The sequence below is a fragment of the Pseudomonas sp. RW409 genome (genome assembly GCF_003184125.1).
GTDB lineage: Bacteria > Pseudomonadota > Gammaproteobacteria > Pseudomonadales > Pseudomonadaceae > Aquipseudomonas > Aquipseudomonas chlororaphis_I.
In genome coordinates this window covers 223,762-242,901 of the sequence record NZ_QHHP01000040.1, presented here as the reverse complement: position 1 = coordinate 242,901, position 19,140 = coordinate 223,762, and the positions used below count along the sequence as shown (strand labels likewise).

Sequence of the window (19,140 nt, the reverse complement as noted above, 5' to 3'; positions counted from 1 at the left end):
ACGGACGCCAGAACAGTCGGCTTTGGTCGATCGCCACCCATCCTTTGTGAACTACCCATTTCAAGGGCACCACCTTATGATGTTCGCCAGACTTTTTACCCTGCGATGACCCATGGCTGATTCCGCTTTTTTCTGCTCCCTGTCCCACGAGGGCGTTCTCGCCGTCCGCGGCCCCGATGCCAGCAAGTTCCTTCAGGGCCAGCTGACCTGCAACCTCAATTACCTCAGCGATAGCCAATCCAGCCTGGGCGCCCGTTGCACCCAGAAAGGCCGCATGCAATCGAGCTTTCGCATCCTGCTCGAAGGCGATGGCTGCCTGCTGGCCATGGCCACCGAGTTGCTGGAGCCGCAACTGGCGGACCTGAAAAAATACGCGGTGTTTTCCAAGGCCAAGCTCAGCGATGAAAGCGCCCTGTGGGCGCGCTTCGGCCTGGGCAACGCCGATGCGCTGCTGGCCGGTCTCGGGCTGCAGCTGCCGGCGGAAGACGGCGCGGTCGCCCGCAACGACGGCCTGATCGCCATTCGTGTCTCAGCGGACCGGGCCGAGCTCTGGGCCCCGGCAGATAAAGCTGAAGGCCTGCGCGAAAAGCTGGCCGCGCAACTGCCCGAAGGCGATCTCAACCAATGGTTGCTGGGCCAGATCCGCGCCGGTATCGGCCAGGTCATGCCGGCCACCCGCGAGCTGTTCATCCCGCAAATGCTCAACCTGCAGGCCATCGGCGGCGTCAGTTTCAAGAAAGGCTGCTACACCGGCCAGGAAATCGTCGCGCGCATGCAGTACCTGGGCAAACTCAAGCGCCGCCTCTACCGCCTGGCCCTGAACGTCGAAGAGTTGCCGGAACCCGGTACCCCGCTGTTCTCCCCAACCCACGGCAGCTCCATCGGCGAAGTGGTGATCGCCGCGCGCGCCGAACAAAACATTGAACTCCTGGCCGTACTGCAAGCCGAAGCCGCAGAGGATGGCAATCTCCATCTCGGCGCGCTCGAAGGTCCCGGGCTGCAGCTGCTGGAGCTGCCTTACCAGCTGGATCGCGATCGAGAAATCCAGCGCTGATCGCCGCAACTTCCTGCAATACCCCTAGAGAACAGAAATGAGTGAGCTGGCGGAAAAGGTCCAACAGGATTTGGTTGAGGCCATCGATAACGATGACCTGGTTCTGCCAACGTTACCGGAAGTGGCCCTGCAGATTCGCCGGGCCGCTGAAGATCCGGAAATCAGCGTCAGTACCCTGAGCAAAGTGATTGGCCGTGATACGGCGCTGTCGGCGCGCCTGATCAAAGTGGTCAACAGCCCGCTGCTGCGCGCCACCCAGGAAGTCACCGACCTGCACACCGCGATTACCCGGCTGGGGGTCAACTACAGCAGCAACCTGGCCATCGGCCTGGTCATGGAGCAGATTTTCCATGCCCGCTCGGAGGTGATCGCACAGAAAATGCACGACGTCTGGCGCAAAAGCCTGGAAGTGGCCGGCGTCAGCTATGCCCTGTGCCGCAGCCATACCCAGTTGAAACCCGACCAGGCCGCCCTTGGCGGACTGGTGCATCAGATCGGCGTGCTGCCGATCCTGACCTATGCGGAAGATCACTATGAGCTGCTGTCCGACCCGGTCAGCCTCAACCACGTGATCGAACGCATCCACCCGTTACTGGGCGACAAGCTGCTACAGGTCTGGGAGTTTCCGGAACAGCTGGCCAAATTGCCGGGGCAGTACCTGGACTTCAAGCGCCAGTCCACACGTGTGGATTACGTCGACCTGGTGCAGGTCGCCAGCCTGTATTGCCACAAGGACACCGATCATCCGCTGGCGAAGATCGATCTCCTCAGCGTACCGGCCTTCAAGAAGCTCGGGATCGATCCCGAGAACAAGGTGATGTGCAGCGATCTGGCCGAGTCGCGGTCAATGTTCTACTGAACCTGTACCGCAAGCCCCTAGCCCGCGTTAAAACTCACCCGCACCTTCAGCCCCGCCTGCGCGCCATCGTGCAGGCTGATCTGCGCCAGATGGGCGCGACAGATTTCGCCGACAATCGCCAGGCCCAGGCCGGAACCCGCGACATGGGGGTTACGCCGGTAGAAACGCTCGAATACCCGGTCGCGGTCTTCCAGCGGAATCCCCGGGCCGTCGTCCTCCACCTCCAGCACCGCCGGCGCGCTGACCCGCAGGATCACGTTTCCGCCCGGCCTGGTGTGGGCCAGGGCATTGTCCACCAGGTTGCTCAGCAGCTCGTTCAAGAGGGTCGGCTCGCCGCGTAGCCAGACCGGCTCGTCGGCTTCCAGGGCCAGGGCGATCCCCCGGGCGTGGGCTAAGGGCGCCATGGCCATGCCCAGTTCGCGGGCCAGCTGGCTGAGATCGAGCAATTGCGCGCCGCCCTCGGCAATCGCCCGGGCACCGTTTTCGATCCGCGCCAGGGACAGCAACTGATTGGCCAGGTGAGTCAGGCGATCGGTGCCCTGGGCGGCGCTTTCCAGGGTACTGCGCCAAGTCTCGGGCTCCGAGGCCCGCAGCCCCAGTTCCAGGCGCGCCTTGAGTGCCGCCAACGGGGTGCGCAATTCGTGTGCGGCATCGGCGATGAACTGCGCCTGGCGCTCGAACTGCCCACGCAGCCGCTCGGTGAAGTGATTCAGCGCCCGCACCAGTGGCCACAGCTCGCGCTGCACCTCGACCAGCGGCAAGGGGCGCAAATCATCGGGCTGGCGCTCTTCCACCGCGCTGCGCAAACGCTCCAGCGGGCGCAACGCGGCGCTGACCGCGAACCACACCAGCAGCAAGGCCCCCATGGCCAGCATGCCCAAGCGCAACAGGGTATCGGCCATCAGGCTGCGCGCCATGCGGACCCGCGCCTCGTCGGTCTCCGCCACGCGAATCTCCGCCATGCCGTTCATGTTCGGCTCGCTGACCGCCTTGAGCAGGCTCACCACCCGGACGTTCTGCCCTTGATAGGTGGCATCGTAGAACCGCGCCAGCGCCGGATAATCGTCGGTGCGCGGCGTGCCCGGCGGCGGACCGGGCAGGTTTTCGTAGCCGGAAATCAGTTTCTGGTGGATATCGTTGACCTGGTAATAGATCCGCCCGGCGCTGTCGTAGGCGAAGGTATCGAGGGCGACATAGGGCACATTGGCGCTCAGGCCGCCGTCGCGCTGGGACAGGCCGGCGGCGATGGTGCGGGCCGAGGCCAGCAGGGTCCGATCGTAGGCGGTGTCCGCCGCCTCGCGACCGTTCCAGTAGGCACTCAGGCCGCTGGCCAGCATCAATACCACCAGCAGCAGCGCCAGGTTCCACAGCAGGCGCCAGCGCAGGCTGCTGGGCCTATGCATCGCGGCTTTCCAGCAGGTAGCCGAGGCCACGGAAGGTGACGATGGCCACCGGCTGGCCGTCGAGTTTCTTGCGCAAGCGATGGACATAGATTTCGATGGCATCCGGGCTGGCCTCTTCATCCAGGCCGAAGACCTGGGAAGCCAGTTGCTCCTTGCTCATGACCCGCCCCGGCCGGGCGATCAGCGCCTCGAGCACCGCCTGCTCGCGAGAGGTCAACGTCAGCAGTTCCTCACCGAGGGTAAAGCGCCGGGTATCGAGGTCGTAGGCCAGTACTCCGCAGCGCTGCACCCGCTCGCCGCCGAGCACGCTGCGCCGCAGCAGGGCCTTGACCCGCGCTTCCAGCTCGGTCAGTTCGAAGGGTTTGGCCAGGTAGTCGTCCGCCCCCAGATTGAGGCCATGGACCCGGTCCTTCACATCGCTGCGCGCGGTCAGCATCAGCACCGGCAGGTTCTTGCCCCGTGCACGCAGGCGCGCCAGCACTTCGAAACCATCCAGGCGCGGCAGGCCCACATCGAGGATCGCCATGGCGTAATCCTCGCTGCCCAGGGCCAGGTCCGCGGCAACCCCATCGTGCAGCACATCCACGGTCAAACCCGTGCTCTTGAGCGCCTGGGCGACACTTTCAGCCAGCTGCAGGTGGTCTTCGACGAGAAGCACGCGCATGGATTTCCTACCTCGTTCAGGGGATCGACGGCACTTTTTATTGCCGCGGAGTTTACAGCCGGGACCGCTGCTGTGAAGCCCGAAAACCGTGAAAGTCTGCTGAAAGGTTAGCGAAAGGTTGGCCCTTTAGAGTCCTGTTACGGATTGTTTCGACTTCCGTGGCTACCTCCGGTGGCCTCCCGAAAAACGCCTCGAAGCGTTTTCGCCAATAAGAACAATAACGGAGTACAACACGATGCTGTCCATGCAGCCTCAGGCCTGCCAGCCTGTTCGTTTTTCCCGTCTCAGCCACACCGCCCTCGCCAGCGCCGCCGCCCTTGCCGGTTTCTCACCGATCAGCCAGGCCGCCTTCTTCGAAGACAGCAGCGCCACCCTCGAAACCCGCAACATGTACTTCAACCGCGATTTCCGCAGCGGCACCAGTGCCCAGCAATCCAAGCGCGACGAATGGGCCCAGGGCTTCATGCTCAACCTGCAATCGGGCTACACCGACGGCACCGTGGGCTTCGGCCTCGATGCGCTGGGCATGCTCGGCATCAAGCTCGACTCCAGCCCCGACCGCACCGGCACCGGGCTGCTGCCGACCCACGACGACGGGCGCGCCGCCGACGAGTACTCCAAGGTCGGCCTGACCGGCAAAGTGAAGATCTCCGCCACCGAACTGAAGATCGGCAGCCTGATCCCGGAACTGCCGACCATCAAGCCCAACGACGGGCGCATCCTGCCGCAGACCTTCGAGGGTGGCCTGCTGACCTCCAAGGAAATCAAGAACCTGACCTTCACCGGCGGGCGCCTGGAGAAAGCCAAGGATCGCGACAGCACCGACTTCGAGGACATCGCCCTCAACAACAAGAACAGCCGCTTCGCCGGCACCGTCGCCGGCAAGCACTTCGACTTCGGCGGCCTGGACTACAAGTTCACCGACAAGATCACCGGCAGCTACCACTTCGCCCAGCTCGCCGAGGTCTACAACCAGCACTTCTTCGGCCTCCTCGCCTCGCAGCCAATGGGCCCGGGCACCTTCGCCACGGACCTGCGCTTCGCCGTCAGTGACGACCAGGGCCAGGCCCGCGGCGGCAAGATCGACAACAAGTCCCTCAACGGTTTGGTGAGCTATGCCCTGAACGGGCATAAACTCAGCGCCGGCTACCAGCACATGTCCGGCGACAGCGCCTTCCCCTACCTCGACGGGGCCGACCCATACCTGGTCAACTTCGTGCAGATCAACGACTTCGCCGGCGCCGAAGAACGCTCCTGGCAAGCCCGCTACGACTACGACTTCGGCAAGCTCGGCATCCCCGGCCTGACCTTCATGACCCGCTACCTGAGCGGTGACAACATCGCCCTGAAAAACGGCGACACCGGCAAGGAATGGGAACGCAACACCGAGATCAAGTACGTGGTGCAAAGCGGCACCTTCAAGGACGTCGCGGTGCGCCTGCGCAACGCCACCTACCGTTCCAACTATTCGGCCCGCGATGCGGATGAAGTGCGCCTGCTGGTGAGCTACAGCCTGGCGCTCTGGTAATCGACCGACCTTCGGCAAGTGCTGACACCTGCCGAAGCCCCTGGCATGCAATACACAACAACAACTCCTGTGGAGACAAGCATGAACCCATCACTGCGTAAATTGGCCCTCGCCGCCGGCTGTATGCTGTTCGCCGGTCAACTAGTCGCCGCCAGTGGCGAACCCAAGCGCCCGGAATGCATCGCCCCGGCTTCCCCCGGCGGCGGTTTCGACCTGACCTGCAAACTGGCGCAGAGCGCGCTGGTCAACGAAAAGCTGCTGACCAAACCGATGCGCGTGACCTACATGCCCGGCGGTGTCGGCGCGGTGGCCTACAACGCGGTGGTGGCCCAGCGTCCGGCCGACGCCGGCACACTGGTGGCCTGGTCCAGCGGTTCGCTGCTGAACCTGGCCCAGGGCAAGTTCGGCCGCTTCGATGAAAGCGCGGTGCGCTGGCTGGCCGCGGTCGGCACCAGCTATGGCGCCATCGCGGTGAAGAGCGACTCGCCGTACAAGACCCTCGACGACCTGGTCAAGGCCCTGAAGAAAGACCCGAGCTCGGTGGTGATCGGCTCCGGCGGTACCGTCGGCAGCCAGGACTGGATGCAGACCGCGCTGATCGCCAAGGCCGCCGGGATCAACCCGCGCGACCTGCGCTACGTGGCCCTGGAAGGCGGCGGCGAAATCGCCACCGCACTGCTGGGCGGGCACATCCAGGTCGGCAGTACCGACATCTCCGACTCCATGCCGCACATCCAGAGCGGTGACATGCGCCTGCTCGCGGTGTTCTCCGACAAGCGCCTGGACGAGCCGGAAATGAAGGACATCCCGACCGCCAAGGAGCAAGGCTACGACATCGTCTGGCCAGTGGTGCGCGGCTTCTACCTCGGGCCGAAGGTCAGCGACGAAGACTACGCCTGGTGGAAAGACGCCTTCGACAAGCTGCTGGCTTCCGAAGAGTTCGCCAAGCTGCGCGACCAGCGCGAACTCTTCCCGTTCGCCATGACCGGGCCGGAACTGGACGCCTATGTGAAGAAACAGGTGGCCGACTACAAGACCCTGGCCAAAGAGTTCGGCCTGATCCAGTGATCGCCCCTGTCTAGCGGTCCTGCCCCTTTCGCGGGGGTAGGGCCCAGGAGTTTCCCATGCTCTTACAACGCATTTTCGCCTCGCTGCTGCTCCTGGTCTGCCTGGGCCTGGCACTGATGGCCTGGCCTTACCAGGCCGCTTTTTCCTACGAACCGGTCGGCCCGCGCGCCTTTCCCCTGCTGATGCTCGGGCTGATGGGCCTGGCGCTGCTGTACATGGTGTTTCGCCCGGCGCCGATCAAGCACAGCGAAGACGAGCCGCCGCTGGACCGTGAAACCCTGACCAAGATCAGCATCTGCGTGGTCCTGCTGCTGATCTTCGCCGGTCTGTTCGAACCCCTGGGTTTCATTCTCAGCAGCATCCTGATCGGCATTCCGATGGCGCGCCTGTACGGCGGCCGCTGGGTGCCCAGCGCCGTGGTCACCACGCTGATGGCCATCGGTCTGTACGTGCTCTTCGACCGGGTGATGGACGTGCCACTGCCCCTGGGCCTGCTCGACGTTCTGGAGAACTGATATGGATACGCTTGGCTATTTGGGCCAGGGTTTCGGCGTCGCGCTGAGCCCCTACAACCTGGTCACCGCCCTGACCGGCACCCTGATCGGCACCGTGGTCGGCCTACTCCCGGGCCTGGGCCCGATCAACGGCGTGGCACTGCTGATCCCGATCGCCTTCGCCCTCGGCCTGCCACCGGAGTCGGCGCTGATCCTGCTGGCGGCGGTGTACCTGGGTTGCGAATACGGCGGCCGGATCAGTTCGATCCTGCTGAACATCCCGGGCGAAGCCTCCACCGTGATGACCACCCTCGACGGCTACCCGATGGCGCGCCAGGGCCTGGCCGGGGTGGCCTTGTCGCTGTCGGCCTGGAGCTCGTTCATCGGCGCCTTCATCGCCACCTGCGGCATGGTGATGTTCGCCCCACTGCTGGCGAAATGGGCAATCGCCTTCGGCCCGGCGGAGTACTTCGTGCTGATGGTGTTCGCCATTGTCTGCCTCGGCGGCATGGCGGGTGACCGACCGATCAAGACCTTTATCGCGGCGCTGATCGGGCTGTTCCTGTCGTCGGTCGGCATCGACGCCAACAGCGGCGTGTACCGCTTCACCGGCGACAACATCCACCTCACCGACGGCATCCAGTTCGTGGTGCTGGTACTGGGCCTGTTCTCCATCAGCGAGATCCTGTTGCTGCTGGAAAAAACCCATCGCGGCCAGGAAGCGGTGAAAGCCACCGGGCGCATGATGTTCAACTTCAAGGAAGCGGCGTCGGTGTTCGTGGTGAACATCCGTTGCGGCCTGCTGGGCTTCATCATGGGCGTCTTGCCGGGTGCCGGCGCGACCCTGGCCAGCGCCGTGGCCTACATGACCGAAAAACGCATCGCTGGCGCCAGCGGCAAGTTCGGCCAGGGCGACAAGCGCGGCCTGGCGGCTCCGGAAACCGCGATCGGCGCCTCGGCCTGCGGCGCCCTGGTGCCGATGCTGACCCTCGGCGTCCCGGGCTCGGGCACCACCGCGGTGATGATCGGCGCCCTGTCGCTGTACAACATCACCCCGGGCCCGCTGCTGTTCCAGCAGCAACCGGACATCGTCTGGGGCCTGATCGCCTCGCTGTTCATCGCCAACATCATGCTGGTGATCCTCAACATCCCGATGATCCGCGTCTTCACCCGCATCCTCGCCGTGCCGAACTGGGCCCTGGTGCCGGTGATCGCAATCATCACCGGAATCGGCGTCTACGCGGTGCACGCCACCACCTTCGACCTGTTCCTGATGGTCGGCATCGGCATCTTCGGCTACATCCTGCGCAAGCTGGATTTCCCGCTGTCGCCAGTGTTGCTGGGCTTTATCCTCGGCGGGCTGATGGAACAGAACCTGCGTCGCGCGCTGTCGATCTCCAACGGCGCGATGGAAATCCTCTGGTCCAGCCCGATCACCGTCGGCGTCTGGGTGCTGACCGTGATCATGCTGCTGATGCCGATGATCCGCATCTGGCGCAAGCGCTCGGCCCTGCAACGCGCCGTGGCCGATGTCTGAGGTCAGCTTCAAACAGTGGTGGGGTACGCCCCTGGTCGGTCTGGTCGGCGGTTACCTCGCCAGCCAGATCGGCTGGCCGCTGCCGTGGATGGTCGGCTCGTTGCTGGCGATCATCCTGGTGCGCTGCCTGACGCCCTGGCAACTGGGGGAAATTCCCGGCGGCCGCAAATGCGGGCAATGGGTGGTAGGGATCGGCATCGGCCTGCACTTCACCCCGGTGGTGATGGAGCAGGTCATGAGCCATTTCGGCCTGATCTTCTTCGGTGCCCTGGTCACCAGCCTGTCCAGCGTGGTCGGGGTTTGGCTGCTGCGGCGCACCGGTGAGGACCGGGCCACCGCGTTCTTCTCCAGCATGCCGGGCGGCTCCGGCGAGATGGTCAACCTCGGCGCGCGCAACGGCGCGGTGCTCAGCCGTGTGGCGGCCGGGCAGAGCCTGCGGGTGCTGGTGGTGGTCTTGTGTGTACCGGCGGCCTTCAAGTACCTGTTGGGTGAAGGCGTGCCCCAATTGCATCCGGCCAGCGTCGATTGGCGCTGGCTGGCGGTATTGTTTCCGGCGGGCGCCCTGCTCGCCTGGCTCTGGCAGCGTCTGCGCCAGCCCAACCCCTGGCTGTTCGGGCCGCTGCTGGTCAGCGCCGCGGTCAGTATCGGCTGGGACCTGCACATCGGCCTGCCGGACGGCGGCAGCCAGATCGGCCAGTGGCTGATCGGCAGCGGCCTTGGCTGTCACTTCAATCGCCAGTTCTTCCGTCGTGCGCCCTCGTTCATGGGCCGCACCCTGGTCGGCACCGCGCTGACCATGCTGATCGCCAGCCTCGCGGCCGTGGCCCTGAGCGCCCTGACTCATCTGGATTTGCGTTCGCTGACATTGGGCATGATGCCCGGCGGCATCGCGGAAATGAGCCTGACGGCCGAGACCCTGCAACTGTCGGTGCCGTTGGTGACGGCGATGCAGGTGATGCGCTTGCTGTTCGTGCTGTTTCTGGCCGAGCCGCTGTTCCGGCATTGGGACAAGAAACCGGACTGAAGCCGGTCCCCCGTAGCCGCTGCCGCAGGCTGCGATCGACCCCGAAGGGGGCGCAATATACAGAATCGCCGAGGTCCTTCGGACCTATCGCAGCCTGCGGCAGCGGCTACAGGGTTTTGCGTTGTTTCTGTAGGAGCGGGGCTTACCCGCGATGACGGCCTTCAACCCTCCATCAAACCGGCGGCAAGCGCCATTCGATCGGCGTCTCGCCATTCTGCTCGAGGTATTTGTTGGTCCGGCTGAAATGCCCGCAACCGATAAAGCCGCGGTACGCCGACAGGGGCGACGGGTGTACTGAGGTCAGCACCAGGTGCTTGGTGGCATCGATCAGCTTCTGCTTGCTCTGGGCATGGGAACCCCACAGCAGGAACACCAGGTGGGGCTGGTGCTGGCTCACCACTTCGATGATCCGGTCGGTGAAATGCTGCCAGCCCCTGCCCGCGTGGGAAGCGGCGTTGGCCCGCTGTACGGTCATGGTGGTGTTGAGCATCAGCACACCCTGGTCGGCCCAGCTCTGCAGGTAGCCGTGGTTGGGCATGTCGATGTTCAGGTCGCGCTTGAGCTCTTTATAGATGTTCACCAGGGACGGCGGCGCCGGTACGCCGGGCTGTACCGAGAAGCACAGGCCGTGGGCCTGGCCCGGACCGTGATAAGGGTCCTGGCCGAGGATCACCACCTTGACCTTGTCCAGCGGCGTGGAATTCAGCGCGTTGAAGATCAACGGGCCCGGCGGATAGATCTCCTTGCCGGCGGCATGTTCCTGACGCAGGAACTCGCGCAACTCCGCCATGTAAGGCTGGTCGAATTCGGCACGCAGTGCCTGCTTCCAGCTGGGTTCGAGTTTGATACGGTCGTCATCGGTCATGGTTGCACCCGGTAAAATCAATGGGCGCACCCTAGGAAAGCCCACCACGCTTGTCAATTGATCTGACGCAGAACCGCCACTTTCGCCTATAGCGATCATACTGAACGCTCAAATTCCCGATCGAGGTCACGATGAATCTGCACTTCGAAGAACTCACCGGCACCGATGGCGCACGCATCGCAATTGCCAGCCTGGATGCCGAACAATCCCTCAACGCCTTGTCCCTGCCGATGATCCATCTGTTGAGCGACCGCCTGGAAGCCTGGGCCAAGGACCCGCAGGTGGTCTGTGTGCTGTTGCGCGGCAACGGCGCCAAGGCCTTTTGCGCCGGCGGCGAAGTGCGCAGCCTGGTCCAGGCCTGCCTGGCCCACCCCGGCGAAGTACCGCCGCTGGCCGGGCAGTTCTTCGCCGCGGAATACCGCCTCGACTACCGCCTGCACACCTACCCGAAACCGCTGATCTGCTGGGGCCACGGCTATGTGCTCGGTGGCGGCCTGGGCCTGCTGCAAGGCGCCAGCATTCGTATCGTCACACCGAGCAGCCGCCTGGCGATGCCGGAAATCAGCATCGGCCTGTACCCGGATGTCGGCGCCAGCTGGTTCCTCTCGCGCCTGCCGGGCAAGCTCGGGCTGTTCCTCGGCCTGACCGGCGCGCATATGAACGGTCGCGACGCCATCGACCTGGGCCTGGCCGACCGCTTCCTGCGGGACGACCAGCAGGAAGCGCTGATCGACGGGCTGCTGCAACTCAACTGGCAGGAGCAGACGCCGATGCAGCTCAACAGCCTGCTCAAGGCCCTGCAACAGGAAGCCATGGCGCAGATGCCCGCGGCCCAGTGGCTGCCACGGCGCCAGCAAATCGACGAGTGGCTGGACGTCAGCGACGTACGCTGTGTCTGGCGCGCCATCAGCCAGCTGCACAATCACTCGGATGCCCTGCTCGCGCGGGCGGCGAAAACCCTCGGCGAGGGCTGCCCGCTGACCGCCTGCCTGGTCTGGGAACAGATCCAGCGGGCCCGGCACCTGTCCCTGGCCCAGGTGTTCCAGATGGAATACACCCTGAGCCTGAACTGCTGCCGGCATCCTGAATTCAGCGAAGGGGTGCGGGCGCGCTTGATCGACAAGGACCACAAGCCCCGCTGGCACTGGCCGGACATCAACAGCGTTCCCGCCGCCGTGGTGCAGGCGCATTTCCACAAGGCCTGGGAAGGCCGTCACCCCTTGGCGGATCTGTCGGACTTCTAAAAAAGCCCGCCATGAAAAAAGCGGCGCACCAGGCGCCGCTTGTTCGTTGTGGGCAGATCAGCGGTTGTGATGACGGTCACGACGGTGATCGTCGCGGCCGCGATCGCTCCAGTCTCGACCGCCACGCCGGCCGTCATGGTCGCGGCGGCCGTCATGACGCCGATAGTCGTTGTTCCAGCCCTGGCGGTGGCCATCCCAGCCACGGTTCGGGTAGGCGCGATAAACCGCCCGCGGCGCCGACTGATAGTAACGCGGAGCCGATTGGTAATACCGCGGCTGGTAGTACCGGGGCGCTGGCTGATAGTAGCGAGGCGCAGGTTGGTAATAACGCGGCGCGTAATAGCCGCGGCCGGAAGAATAATAGGAACCGCCGTAGTAGACCGGCGCCGGCGTCGTATAGACCTCAGAGCGGTAGTAAGTGGAACCTCCGTCGTAGTCGTAATAGGGAACGCAGGCAGAAAGAGCCAAACCCAGGAACGCAGTGAGAAGAATTCGACGATACATGGCGGCCTCCTGGACCGCTGATGGGCCATGCCAGCGACGCTGGCCGGCGGCAGCCAAGGATGTTCTGGCTGACGGAATATCTGACCGCGAAAACCGGGTCTGGTGCGATTTTGGTTACACCTTGATACAAGTCGCCAGGCGAGGATTTTGGATCCGAGAAGGCCCGGTTTTCGCTGGCTGGCGAGCTATCAAATCACGCCGCTACTCGTCGACGCAGCCACTAGAATGCTTGCATCGGGTCACTGCCAGGGGATCGCCCATGCCGCTTAGTTCCCCGCTGTATTCGCAGCGCTGGTTGATCATCACGCTCATCGTGCTGCTGGGTGGCGGTTTTATGGCCACGTCCTTGCTCAGCTATTACGCCTCGCGAACCTCGATCCGCGACAATATCGTCAACACCGAGCTGCCGCTGACTTCCGACACCGTGTATTCGGAGATCCAGAAAGACCTGGTACGACCGATCCTGATTTCTTCGATGATGTCCCGCGATACCTTCATGCGCGACTGGGTGATGGGTGGCGAACGCGATCCCGAGCAGATGACCCGCTACCTCAACGAAGTCATGACCCACTACGGCGCCTACACCGCGTTCTTCGTCTCCAACAGCACCCTGACCTACTACCACGCCAAGGGCGTGCTGAAAAAAATCGCCCCTGATACCCCTCCCGACGCCTGGTATTTCCGCGTCCGCGACATGGCCACCCCGTATGAAATCAACGTCGATCCGGACCAGGCCAACCAGAACAACCTGACGTTTTTCATCAATTACAAGGTCTACGACTACCAGGACAATTTCATCGGCGTTGCCGGTGTCGGCCTCAAGGTGGATACGGTGGTCAAGCTGATCGACCGCTACCAGCAGCGTTATCAGCGCAGTGTGTATTTCGTCGATACCCAGGGCCGGATCGTCCTCACCGGGGCCGAAGGCGGTCCGCAGGGCGCGCGGGCCGGCCAATCGCTGTCCGAACTGGAAAACCTGCGCGACCTGCAGGCCAGGCTGCCCAAGCCTCACAGCGGCAGCTACGAGTACAGCGCCCCAGACCAGCGGCACTTCCTCAATGTGCGTTTCATTCCCGAGCTGAATTGGTACCTGTTCGTCGACAAGCACGAGGGCAGCGCCCTGGGCGATATCCGCCGCTCGCTGTACCTCAACCTGCTGATCTGCCTGGTCATCACCCTGATCGTGCTGGCCCTGCTCAACGGCGTGGTCAGGCGCTTCCAGCGCAAGATCGAAACCCAGGCCACCCTCGACAGCCTCACCGGCCTGCACAACCGCCGCGGCTTCGACCTGCTGGCCGCCCAGGCCATGCTCGAAGCCCAGCGCGAGCCCAAGCCGCTGACCGCCCTGCTGCTGGATCTGGATCACTTCAAACGCCTCAACGACACCTACGGCCACCTCGCCGGCGACCAGGTGCTGAGCGGCTTCGCCCGGCACCTGGAAAGCTGCCTGCGCAAATCCGATATCGTTTGCCGTTGGGGCGGCGAAGAGTTCATCGTGCTGCTCAAGGACACCGACAGCGCCACGGCGCTGAAGATTGCCGAGAAAATCCGCCTGCTGATCGAGCAACAGCGCTACGCCTATGAGGGCAAGAACATGCAGCTGACCGTCAGTATCGGCGTGACCACGCTGCAGGCGGACGATACCCTGCACAGCCTGCTGTCGCGCGCCGACCATGCGATGTACCGTGCCAAGCAGACTGGCCGTAACCGAACCTGCGTGGAAATGCCTCACTCCCGTTATGAATGAACCGACCCTGAACAGCCCCAGCCTCTGCCCGGCCTGCGGCGCCCGCAACGACTGCAGCCTGGCCGACCCGCGTACCGCCGACCAGGCCTGCTGGTGCTACAGCGTGAGCATCGATCCGGCGGTGCTCCAGGCGCTGCCGCCGGAGCTGCGCGATCGTGCCTGCCTGTGTCCGCGCTGCGCCCGGGTCGAGGCGCAACTGCAAGCGGCCGCCAGGCCGATCCCGTAAGATGCGCAGCCCTTTGCCAGCCTGCCGATAGCCATGCGCGTTGACCGTTTCCTCAGTAACCTGCCCCGCTTCAATCGTCAGCAGGTGCGCCTGTTGCTGGTGGCAAAGCGCATCCGCATCGACGGCCAGGTGGTCAGCGATCCCCACGCCGAGGTGCGCGAATTCAGCCGGGTCGAGCTCGACGACGAAGTGCTGCAGGCCGGCAAGCCGCCGCGCTATTTCATGCTGCACAAACCCATGGGCTGCGTCAGCGCCACCCGCGATCCCGAACACCGCACCGTGCTCGACCTGCTGGACGAACCGGACAAGCACGAGCTGCACATCGCCGGGCGCCTGGACTACAACACCACCGGTTTATTGATCCTCACCAACGACGGCAACTGGTCGCGACGCCTGACCCAGCCGCAGACCAAACTGCCGAAGCGCTATTACGTCGAGACCGAACAGGACATAGGCCCGGAGTACGCCGAGACCTTCGCCCGGGGCCTGTACTTCGCCTTCGAGGACCTCACCACCCTGCCCGCCGAGCTACAGATCCTGGGCCCCCGGTGCGCGCGGCTGAGCATCGTCGAAGGCCGCTACCACCAGGTCAAACGCATGTTCGGCCATTTCGACAACAAGGTCTTGCGCCTGCACCGCGAACGCATGGGACCGCTGGCCCTCGACGAAAACCTGGCGCCCGGCGAGTACCGGCCGCTGACCGATGAAGAAATCCGCCTGATCTGAGCACCTACAATTTCTGTAGCCGCTGTAAGCCATCGACGATGCGATGACCATTCAGCCGAAAGTTGTCGAACAATTTACCAACGGCACTTGCGAGACGGCGTTCTCCCTGCTTGAATCAGTCCGTCGGCCGAAATGTGACCGATGAGTCACGAACATACTTCTAAGAAATCCTTTGCCGTCCGAGCCGCCTGTGCTCATTCCTGTTGTCCGGCAAATTGCCCGCCTATAACAACACCCGTCGACCATCTGTTGCGGATCGACATGGGCTCAAAAATTCCAGGCGTATGCCTACCTGTCACAAATCTCGTGCACCCTCGGTTGCGCGCATACCCGCTTGCCAGGAGTCTTATGACATGAGGCCAGAAATCGCTGTGCTGGATATACAAGGTCAGTATCGGGTTTACACGGAGTTCTATCGCGCAGATGCCGCAGAAAAGACCATCATTCTGGTCAACGGCTCAATGGCCACCACTGCGTCTTTTGCGCAGACCGTGAAGAACCTGCATCCGCAGTTCAACGTTGTGCTCTACGACCAGCCCTACGCCGGTCGTTCGAAAGCCCACAACAGACACGAGAAAATGCTCACCAAGGAAGTCGAAGGACAGATCCTCCTGGAACTGATCGACCACTTCGCCGCCGAGCATGTGATGTCGTTTTCCTGGGGTGGCGCGCCGACGCTGCTCGCCCTGGCACAGCGCCCGCGACGCATCGAAAAGGCGGTGATCAGCTCGTTCTCGCCAGTGATCAACGAGCCGATGCGCGACTACCTCGAACGCGGTGTCGATTACCTCGGCAGCCTGGACCGCGACCGGGTCGGGCACCTGGTCAACGAGACCATCGGCAAGCACCTGCCGTCGTTGTTCAAGCGCTTCAACTATCGCCACGTCAGCACCCTGGCCGAGCATGAATACGGGCAGATGCACTTCCACATCAGCCATGTCCTCAACAGCGACCGCCAGTGCTACCTGAAAGCGGCGAAGAACATCGACGTACCGGTGCTGTTCATGAACGGCGAATGGGACGAATACACCGCCGCCAATGACGCCCGGCTGTTCGGCAACCATGTCCGGCACTCGACCTTCAGCACCATCCAGGCCGCCGGGCACTTCCTCGACATGGAACACAAGGCCGCCTGCCGGGACAGCCGCAACGCGCTGATGGGGTTTCTCAAACCGACCCAGCACACCAGTCGCCCGCGTTATCACTACCTGCAGGACCACCATGCCCTGGCTATCTGAAGTGGCGTCATCGCGAGCAACTCGTCCCCTGCCGCAGGAGCGAGCTTGCTCGCGATAGACCGCAAGACGGTCTTCGCCCCGTCACCGCGATGACGGCGTAGAAGCGTGCCCGTGCACGTCTCCCGCCGCCTCGCAGACACAGGCCCGGTAAAGAAAAACTTCAAATCCGCGCGCACTTCTGGTACAAAGTCAGCCGCTCCGAGCGGGTGTCGTATAATGGCATTACTCCAGCTTCCCAAGCTGATAACGAGGGTTCGATTCCCTTCACCCGCTCCACTTCCCCATTCCGGGACGTCTCGACCCAAGGCGGACGAGCCTGGAAACGCCGCTACTACCAGGCGAACACGCAAAACCCCATCTCCCCCAATCGACCAAGACTTCCAGCCCACGCCAGCGTGATGGTTCTGTTGGGCCTGCCGCGTCAGATATTACTGAAACATCTCAATGAACATCCTTGTCGCAGCCATGGTTTGCCCGATTGTATTGGCAGCCACTGAAGGGTTACGCCGCGGCGGGGCAGCCATTGCCTGCGTTGGAAGCGCTGCGGGAGCCGGGAAAAACACGCTCTGGCCGCCGTGTCATACAAGGCCGTTTTTAAGAACCTTCTTATGTTCTCAGTGCAGAAACGGCGGGGAGAATTGCGCATTCGAACTCGTCGCACACTCACGAATCGTTGACGACTCGTGGAGTCGGCGCAGTCGAGACACTCCTGCCAACCCTTCACGCCCATCGATTCTGTACGAATGAAATCCATCAATATCGCAGTCTGATGATTCGATAATTCGTGTGGAGCGGCGTCCAGCGGAGCCCTACTCCATGACACTGAAGCCGACTCGCCTCTCTCTCGCCATCCTGGCGGTGTTGTTCCCGTCACTCTCCATGACCGCAGCAGCGGCCACCTATCCCAGCATCGACCTGTCCTCGCCCAATGGCGAATCCATGCTGCTCGATCCCGGCGATACGGTGGTCAATCGGCAAGTCGCTCCAGCCATCCTTATCAGTGGGGCCGGCAACGCTCTCGCGGGCGATCGCGTCAGCATCGAATCCGGGATCGCCGATACGGGAGTCGGGGCCACGGGTATTACCCTGAGATCGGGCGGGACACTGGACCTGTCCAATAGCACGATCAACACCCAGGGCTACCGCAATGCCCAAGGCGTAGTGGTGCAGGACGCCGGCAGCAAAGCCGCCCTGAATGGCAACACGATCACCACCGAAGGACAGGAATCCCACGGCGTATACGCCCGCGAGGGCGGCCAGGCCGAAGTCACCGGGGGGACGATCAGCGCCCGGGGCTATGGCGCCCATGGCCTGAATAGTGCGGGAGCAGGTTCGACAATTACCGCTCAAGGCTTGGAAATTACCGCCTGGGGAGCGGAAGCCGCCGCGGTCAATGCCGAGGACGGTGGGAGTATCGTCCTGGACAAGGCCAGGCTGAATGCCAACGACACTGCCACGCAATGGGGCAGCAGAGGCATCATGATCAACCGTGGCTCGGTCACTGCGACCCATACCGATATCCGCACGCTCCGCGGAAGGGGTATCGAGACATCCGGGGGAACGCTTTCGCTCTCCCAAAGCACCATCGACGCCTATAGTTCCGGTGTTCACCTGGGCAGCGCTTCGGGGGCCAGCATCACCCAATCCACAGCCAAGTTGACCGATGTGAAGATTCATTCCGAGGCGGGCTATGGCCTCAACGCACAAAGTGAGAGTCGCGCCACCCTGGAACGCGTACAGATCGACAGCAACGGTTCCCAGGTTTCAGGCATCTGGCTGCCGAGCAAGGCGGTCGTATCCGTCAAGGACTCGACCATCGAGATGACCGGCGCCAATGGCGTAGGTGTCGACAACCGCGCGGGTACTTTCACCATGGACGGCGGTTCGATCACCACCCACGGGACCAGCGGCCACGGTCTCTACTCATCCGAAGCCTGGACCGGCAGTGGCGGCCGCGCGACCAGTACGCTCCGTAACGTTGCCATCGAGACCTTTGGTCAGGCGGCCATCGGTGTGGTGTCGCGTACCGCTGTGTCCGATATCGCGTTCGAAGGCGGTTCGGTGACCACCCATGGGAAGACCGCCTACGGCATGCTGGTCAATGGCGGTCGCCTGCAGGCCACGGGGACGACAGTACGCACCACGGGAGATTTCGCCACCGGCTTGAGGATGGGCAACAGCGGCGCAACGGTCACGCTGGACGGCGTTGACATGCGCACCAGCGGTACGGGCGCTGCCGGCTTAATGGCCTACTCGATGAAGGCTGGAGTCGACAATGAAGTCACCATCCGCAACAGCCATATCGAAACCGAGGATGGGCATGGCATCACCGTCGAAGGTTCCGGCCTGACAGCGAACCTGGTCGATAGTATGGTCATCGGCAAATCGCGAAATGGCGGCAATGGCACCCTCCTGCAACAGGATGAATGGACCGGCAGCGACAACGCCAAGCTGAACATCGCCGCGCGTAACGTGCAACTCAATGCACTGCGCAGCCGCCTCGAAGGCGATGTAGCGATCGATAGCGGATCGGCGAGCCTGAGCTTGCAGGACCATTCCATGCTGACCGGCGCACTGCTCGATCGGAACGGGCGGACCGTGGACAAACTGAGCATCGACGACAGCAGTGTCTGGCGCGTGCGCGGCAACTCGGCAGTAGCGGACCTGGACACGACGGGCAGCGTTTCCTTCGACACCCCTGGAAGCGATTTCAAGACGCTGGACATCAGCGGCAATCTCAAGGGTGGCGGCCTGTTCGAAATGCGCACCGACATCGGCTCCGGCCAGGGTGATCTGCTGCGTGTCGCAGGCACCGTCGAGGGCAATCACCGCGTACTGGTGGCCAACAGCGGGACCGAACCTGCGACGGCCAATGGCGCCCTGAAGCTTATCCAGACCGAAGGCGGTCCAGGCTCCTTCTCGTTGGCCAACAGGGGCCAGGTCGTGGACGTCGGGACCT

Annotated in this window: 17 protein-coding genes and 1 tRNA gene; 14 read left to right on the top strand and 4 right to left on the bottom strand. The window is 63.3% G+C overall.

What is annotated here, in order from left to right:
- Nucleotides 1-112 precede the first annotated feature (112 nt).
- Together DK261_RS19635 and DK261_RS19630 are read left to right on the top strand one after the other, a co-directional pair.
- On the top strand, nt 113-1,054 hold the full coding sequence (locus tag DK261_RS19635; RefSeq protein WP_110176179.1) for a folate-binding protein YgfZ: 942 nt from the start codon (nt 113-115) through the stop codon (nt 1,052-1,054).
- Nucleotides 1,055-1,091: 37 nt separating this feature from the next.
- On the top strand, nt 1,092-1,913 hold the full coding sequence (locus DK261_RS19630) for an HDOD domain-containing protein (RefSeq protein ID WP_016703253.1): 822 nt from the start codon (nt 1,092-1,094) through the stop codon (nt 1,911-1,913).
- Nucleotides 1,914-1,930: 17 nt separating this feature from the next.
- Here the strand turns inward: DK261_RS19630 and DK261_RS19625 are convergent, their stop codons facing one another.
- Both DK261_RS19625 and DK261_RS19620 read right to left on the bottom strand, forming a co-directional pair.
- Nucleotides 1,931-3,316: a sensor histidine kinase gene (locus DK261_RS19625; protein ID WP_009047482.1), complete on the bottom strand. Its 1,386-nt coding sequence runs from the start codon at nt 3,314-3,316 to the stop codon at nt 1,931-1,933.
- On the bottom strand, nt 3,309-3,980 hold the full coding sequence (locus DK261_RS19620; RefSeq protein ID WP_009042580.1) for a response regulator: 672 nt from the start codon (nt 3,978-3,980) through the stop codon (nt 3,309-3,311). The genes DK261_RS19625 and DK261_RS19620 overlap by 8 nt, the downstream gene beginning before the upstream one ends.
- Nucleotides 3,981-4,215: 235 nt before the next feature.
- On the opposite strand from DK261_RS19620, the gene DK261_RS19615 reads away from it, so the two are divergent.
- From DK261_RS19615 to DK261_RS19595, 5 genes are all read left to right on the top strand, one after another.
- On the top strand, nt 4,216-5,508 hold the full coding sequence (locus DK261_RS19615; protein WP_110176178.1) for an OprD family porin: 1,293 nt from the start codon (nt 4,216-4,218) through the stop codon (nt 5,506-5,508).
- An 81-nt stretch (nt 5,509-5,589) separates the two neighbouring features.
- Complete coding sequence (locus tag DK261_RS19610; RefSeq protein ID WP_009047481.1) at nt 5,590-6,576, top strand: tripartite tricarboxylate transporter substrate binding protein; 987 nt, start codon at nt 5,590-5,592, stop codon at nt 6,574-6,576.
- A gap of 56 nt (nt 6,577-6,632) precedes the next feature.
- On the top strand, nt 6,633-7,091 hold the full coding sequence (locus DK261_RS19605; protein WP_106696711.1) for a tripartite tricarboxylate transporter TctB family protein: 459 nt from the start codon (nt 6,633-6,635) through the stop codon (nt 7,089-7,091).
- A gap of 1 nt (nt 7,092) precedes the next feature.
- Nucleotides 7,093-8,607, top strand: a complete 1,515-nt coding sequence (locus DK261_RS19600; RefSeq protein ID WP_007930213.1) for a tripartite tricarboxylate transporter permease — start codon at nt 7,093-7,095, stop codon at nt 8,605-8,607.
- Nucleotides 8,600-9,631 carry an AbrB family transcriptional regulator gene (locus DK261_RS19595; protein WP_009047479.1) on the top strand — a complete coding sequence of 344 codons (1,032 nt, stop codon included), beginning with the start codon at nt 8,600-8,602 and terminating at the stop codon, nt 9,629-9,631. The genes DK261_RS19600 and DK261_RS19595 overlap by 8 nt, the downstream gene beginning before the upstream one ends.
- Before the next feature lie 172 nt (nt 9,632-9,803).
- Here DK261_RS19595 and ung read toward each other — a convergent pair whose 3' ends face one another.
- Nucleotides 9,804-10,496 (bottom strand): uracil-DNA glycosylase, encoded by a 693-nt coding sequence (gene ung / locus DK261_RS19590; RefSeq protein ID WP_009047478.1) that lies wholly within the window; start codon nt 10,494-10,496, stop codon nt 9,804-9,806.
- 131 nt (nt 10,497-10,627) lie between these two features.
- Between ung and DK261_RS19585 the strand changes: the two genes are divergently transcribed.
- A complete protein-coding gene (locus DK261_RS19585; RefSeq protein WP_110176177.1) occupies nt 10,628-11,740 on the top strand; it encodes an enoyl-CoA hydratase/isomerase family protein in 1,113 nt (370 codons plus the stop codon).
- A 57-nt stretch (nt 11,741-11,797) separates the two neighbouring features.
- Here DK261_RS19585 and DK261_RS19580 read toward each other — a convergent pair whose 3' ends face one another.
- Entirely contained in the window at nt 11,798-12,244 is a 447-nt protein-coding gene (locus DK261_RS19580; RefSeq protein ID WP_009047476.1) for a hypothetical protein, read from the bottom strand.
- 259 nt (nt 12,245-12,503) lie between these two features.
- Here DK261_RS19580 and DK261_RS19575 point away from each other — a divergent pair, with 259 nt between their 5' ends.
- The 6 genes from DK261_RS19575 to DK261_RS19550 form a co-directional block, all read left to right on the top strand.
- The gene (locus DK261_RS19575) at nt 12,504-13,991 is read left to right on the top strand and encodes a sensor domain-containing diguanylate cyclase (RefSeq protein ID WP_028681771.1); all 1,488 of its coding nucleotides are present in this window, start codon (nt 12,504-12,506) and stop codon (nt 13,989-13,991) included.
- 7 nt (nt 13,992-13,998) lie between these two features.
- Nucleotides 13,999-14,217, top strand: a complete 219-nt coding sequence (locus tag DK261_RS19570; protein ID WP_029526103.1) for a cysteine-rich CWC family protein — start codon at nt 13,999-14,001, stop codon at nt 14,215-14,217.
- Nucleotides 14,218-14,250: 33 nt separating this feature from the next.
- Complete coding sequence (locus DK261_RS19565) at nt 14,251-14,943, top strand: pseudouridine synthase (RefSeq protein ID WP_009047473.1); 693 nt, start codon at nt 14,251-14,253, stop codon at nt 14,941-14,943.
- A 353-nt stretch (nt 14,944-15,296) separates the two neighbouring features.
- On the top strand, nt 15,297-16,181 hold the full coding sequence (locus DK261_RS19560) for an alpha/beta fold hydrolase (protein ID WP_009047472.1): 885 nt from the start codon (nt 15,297-15,299) through the stop codon (nt 16,179-16,181).
- A gap of 202 nt (nt 16,182-16,383) precedes the next feature.
- A tRNA-Gly gene (locus DK261_RS19555) sits at nt 16,384-16,457 on the top strand.
- Nucleotides 16,458-16,997: 540 nt separating this feature from the next.
- Nucleotides 16,998-19,140 (top strand): pertactin-like passenger domain-containing protein (locus tag DK261_RS19550; RefSeq protein ID WP_256597588.1); only part of this gene is annotated, 2,143 nt, incomplete at its 3' end.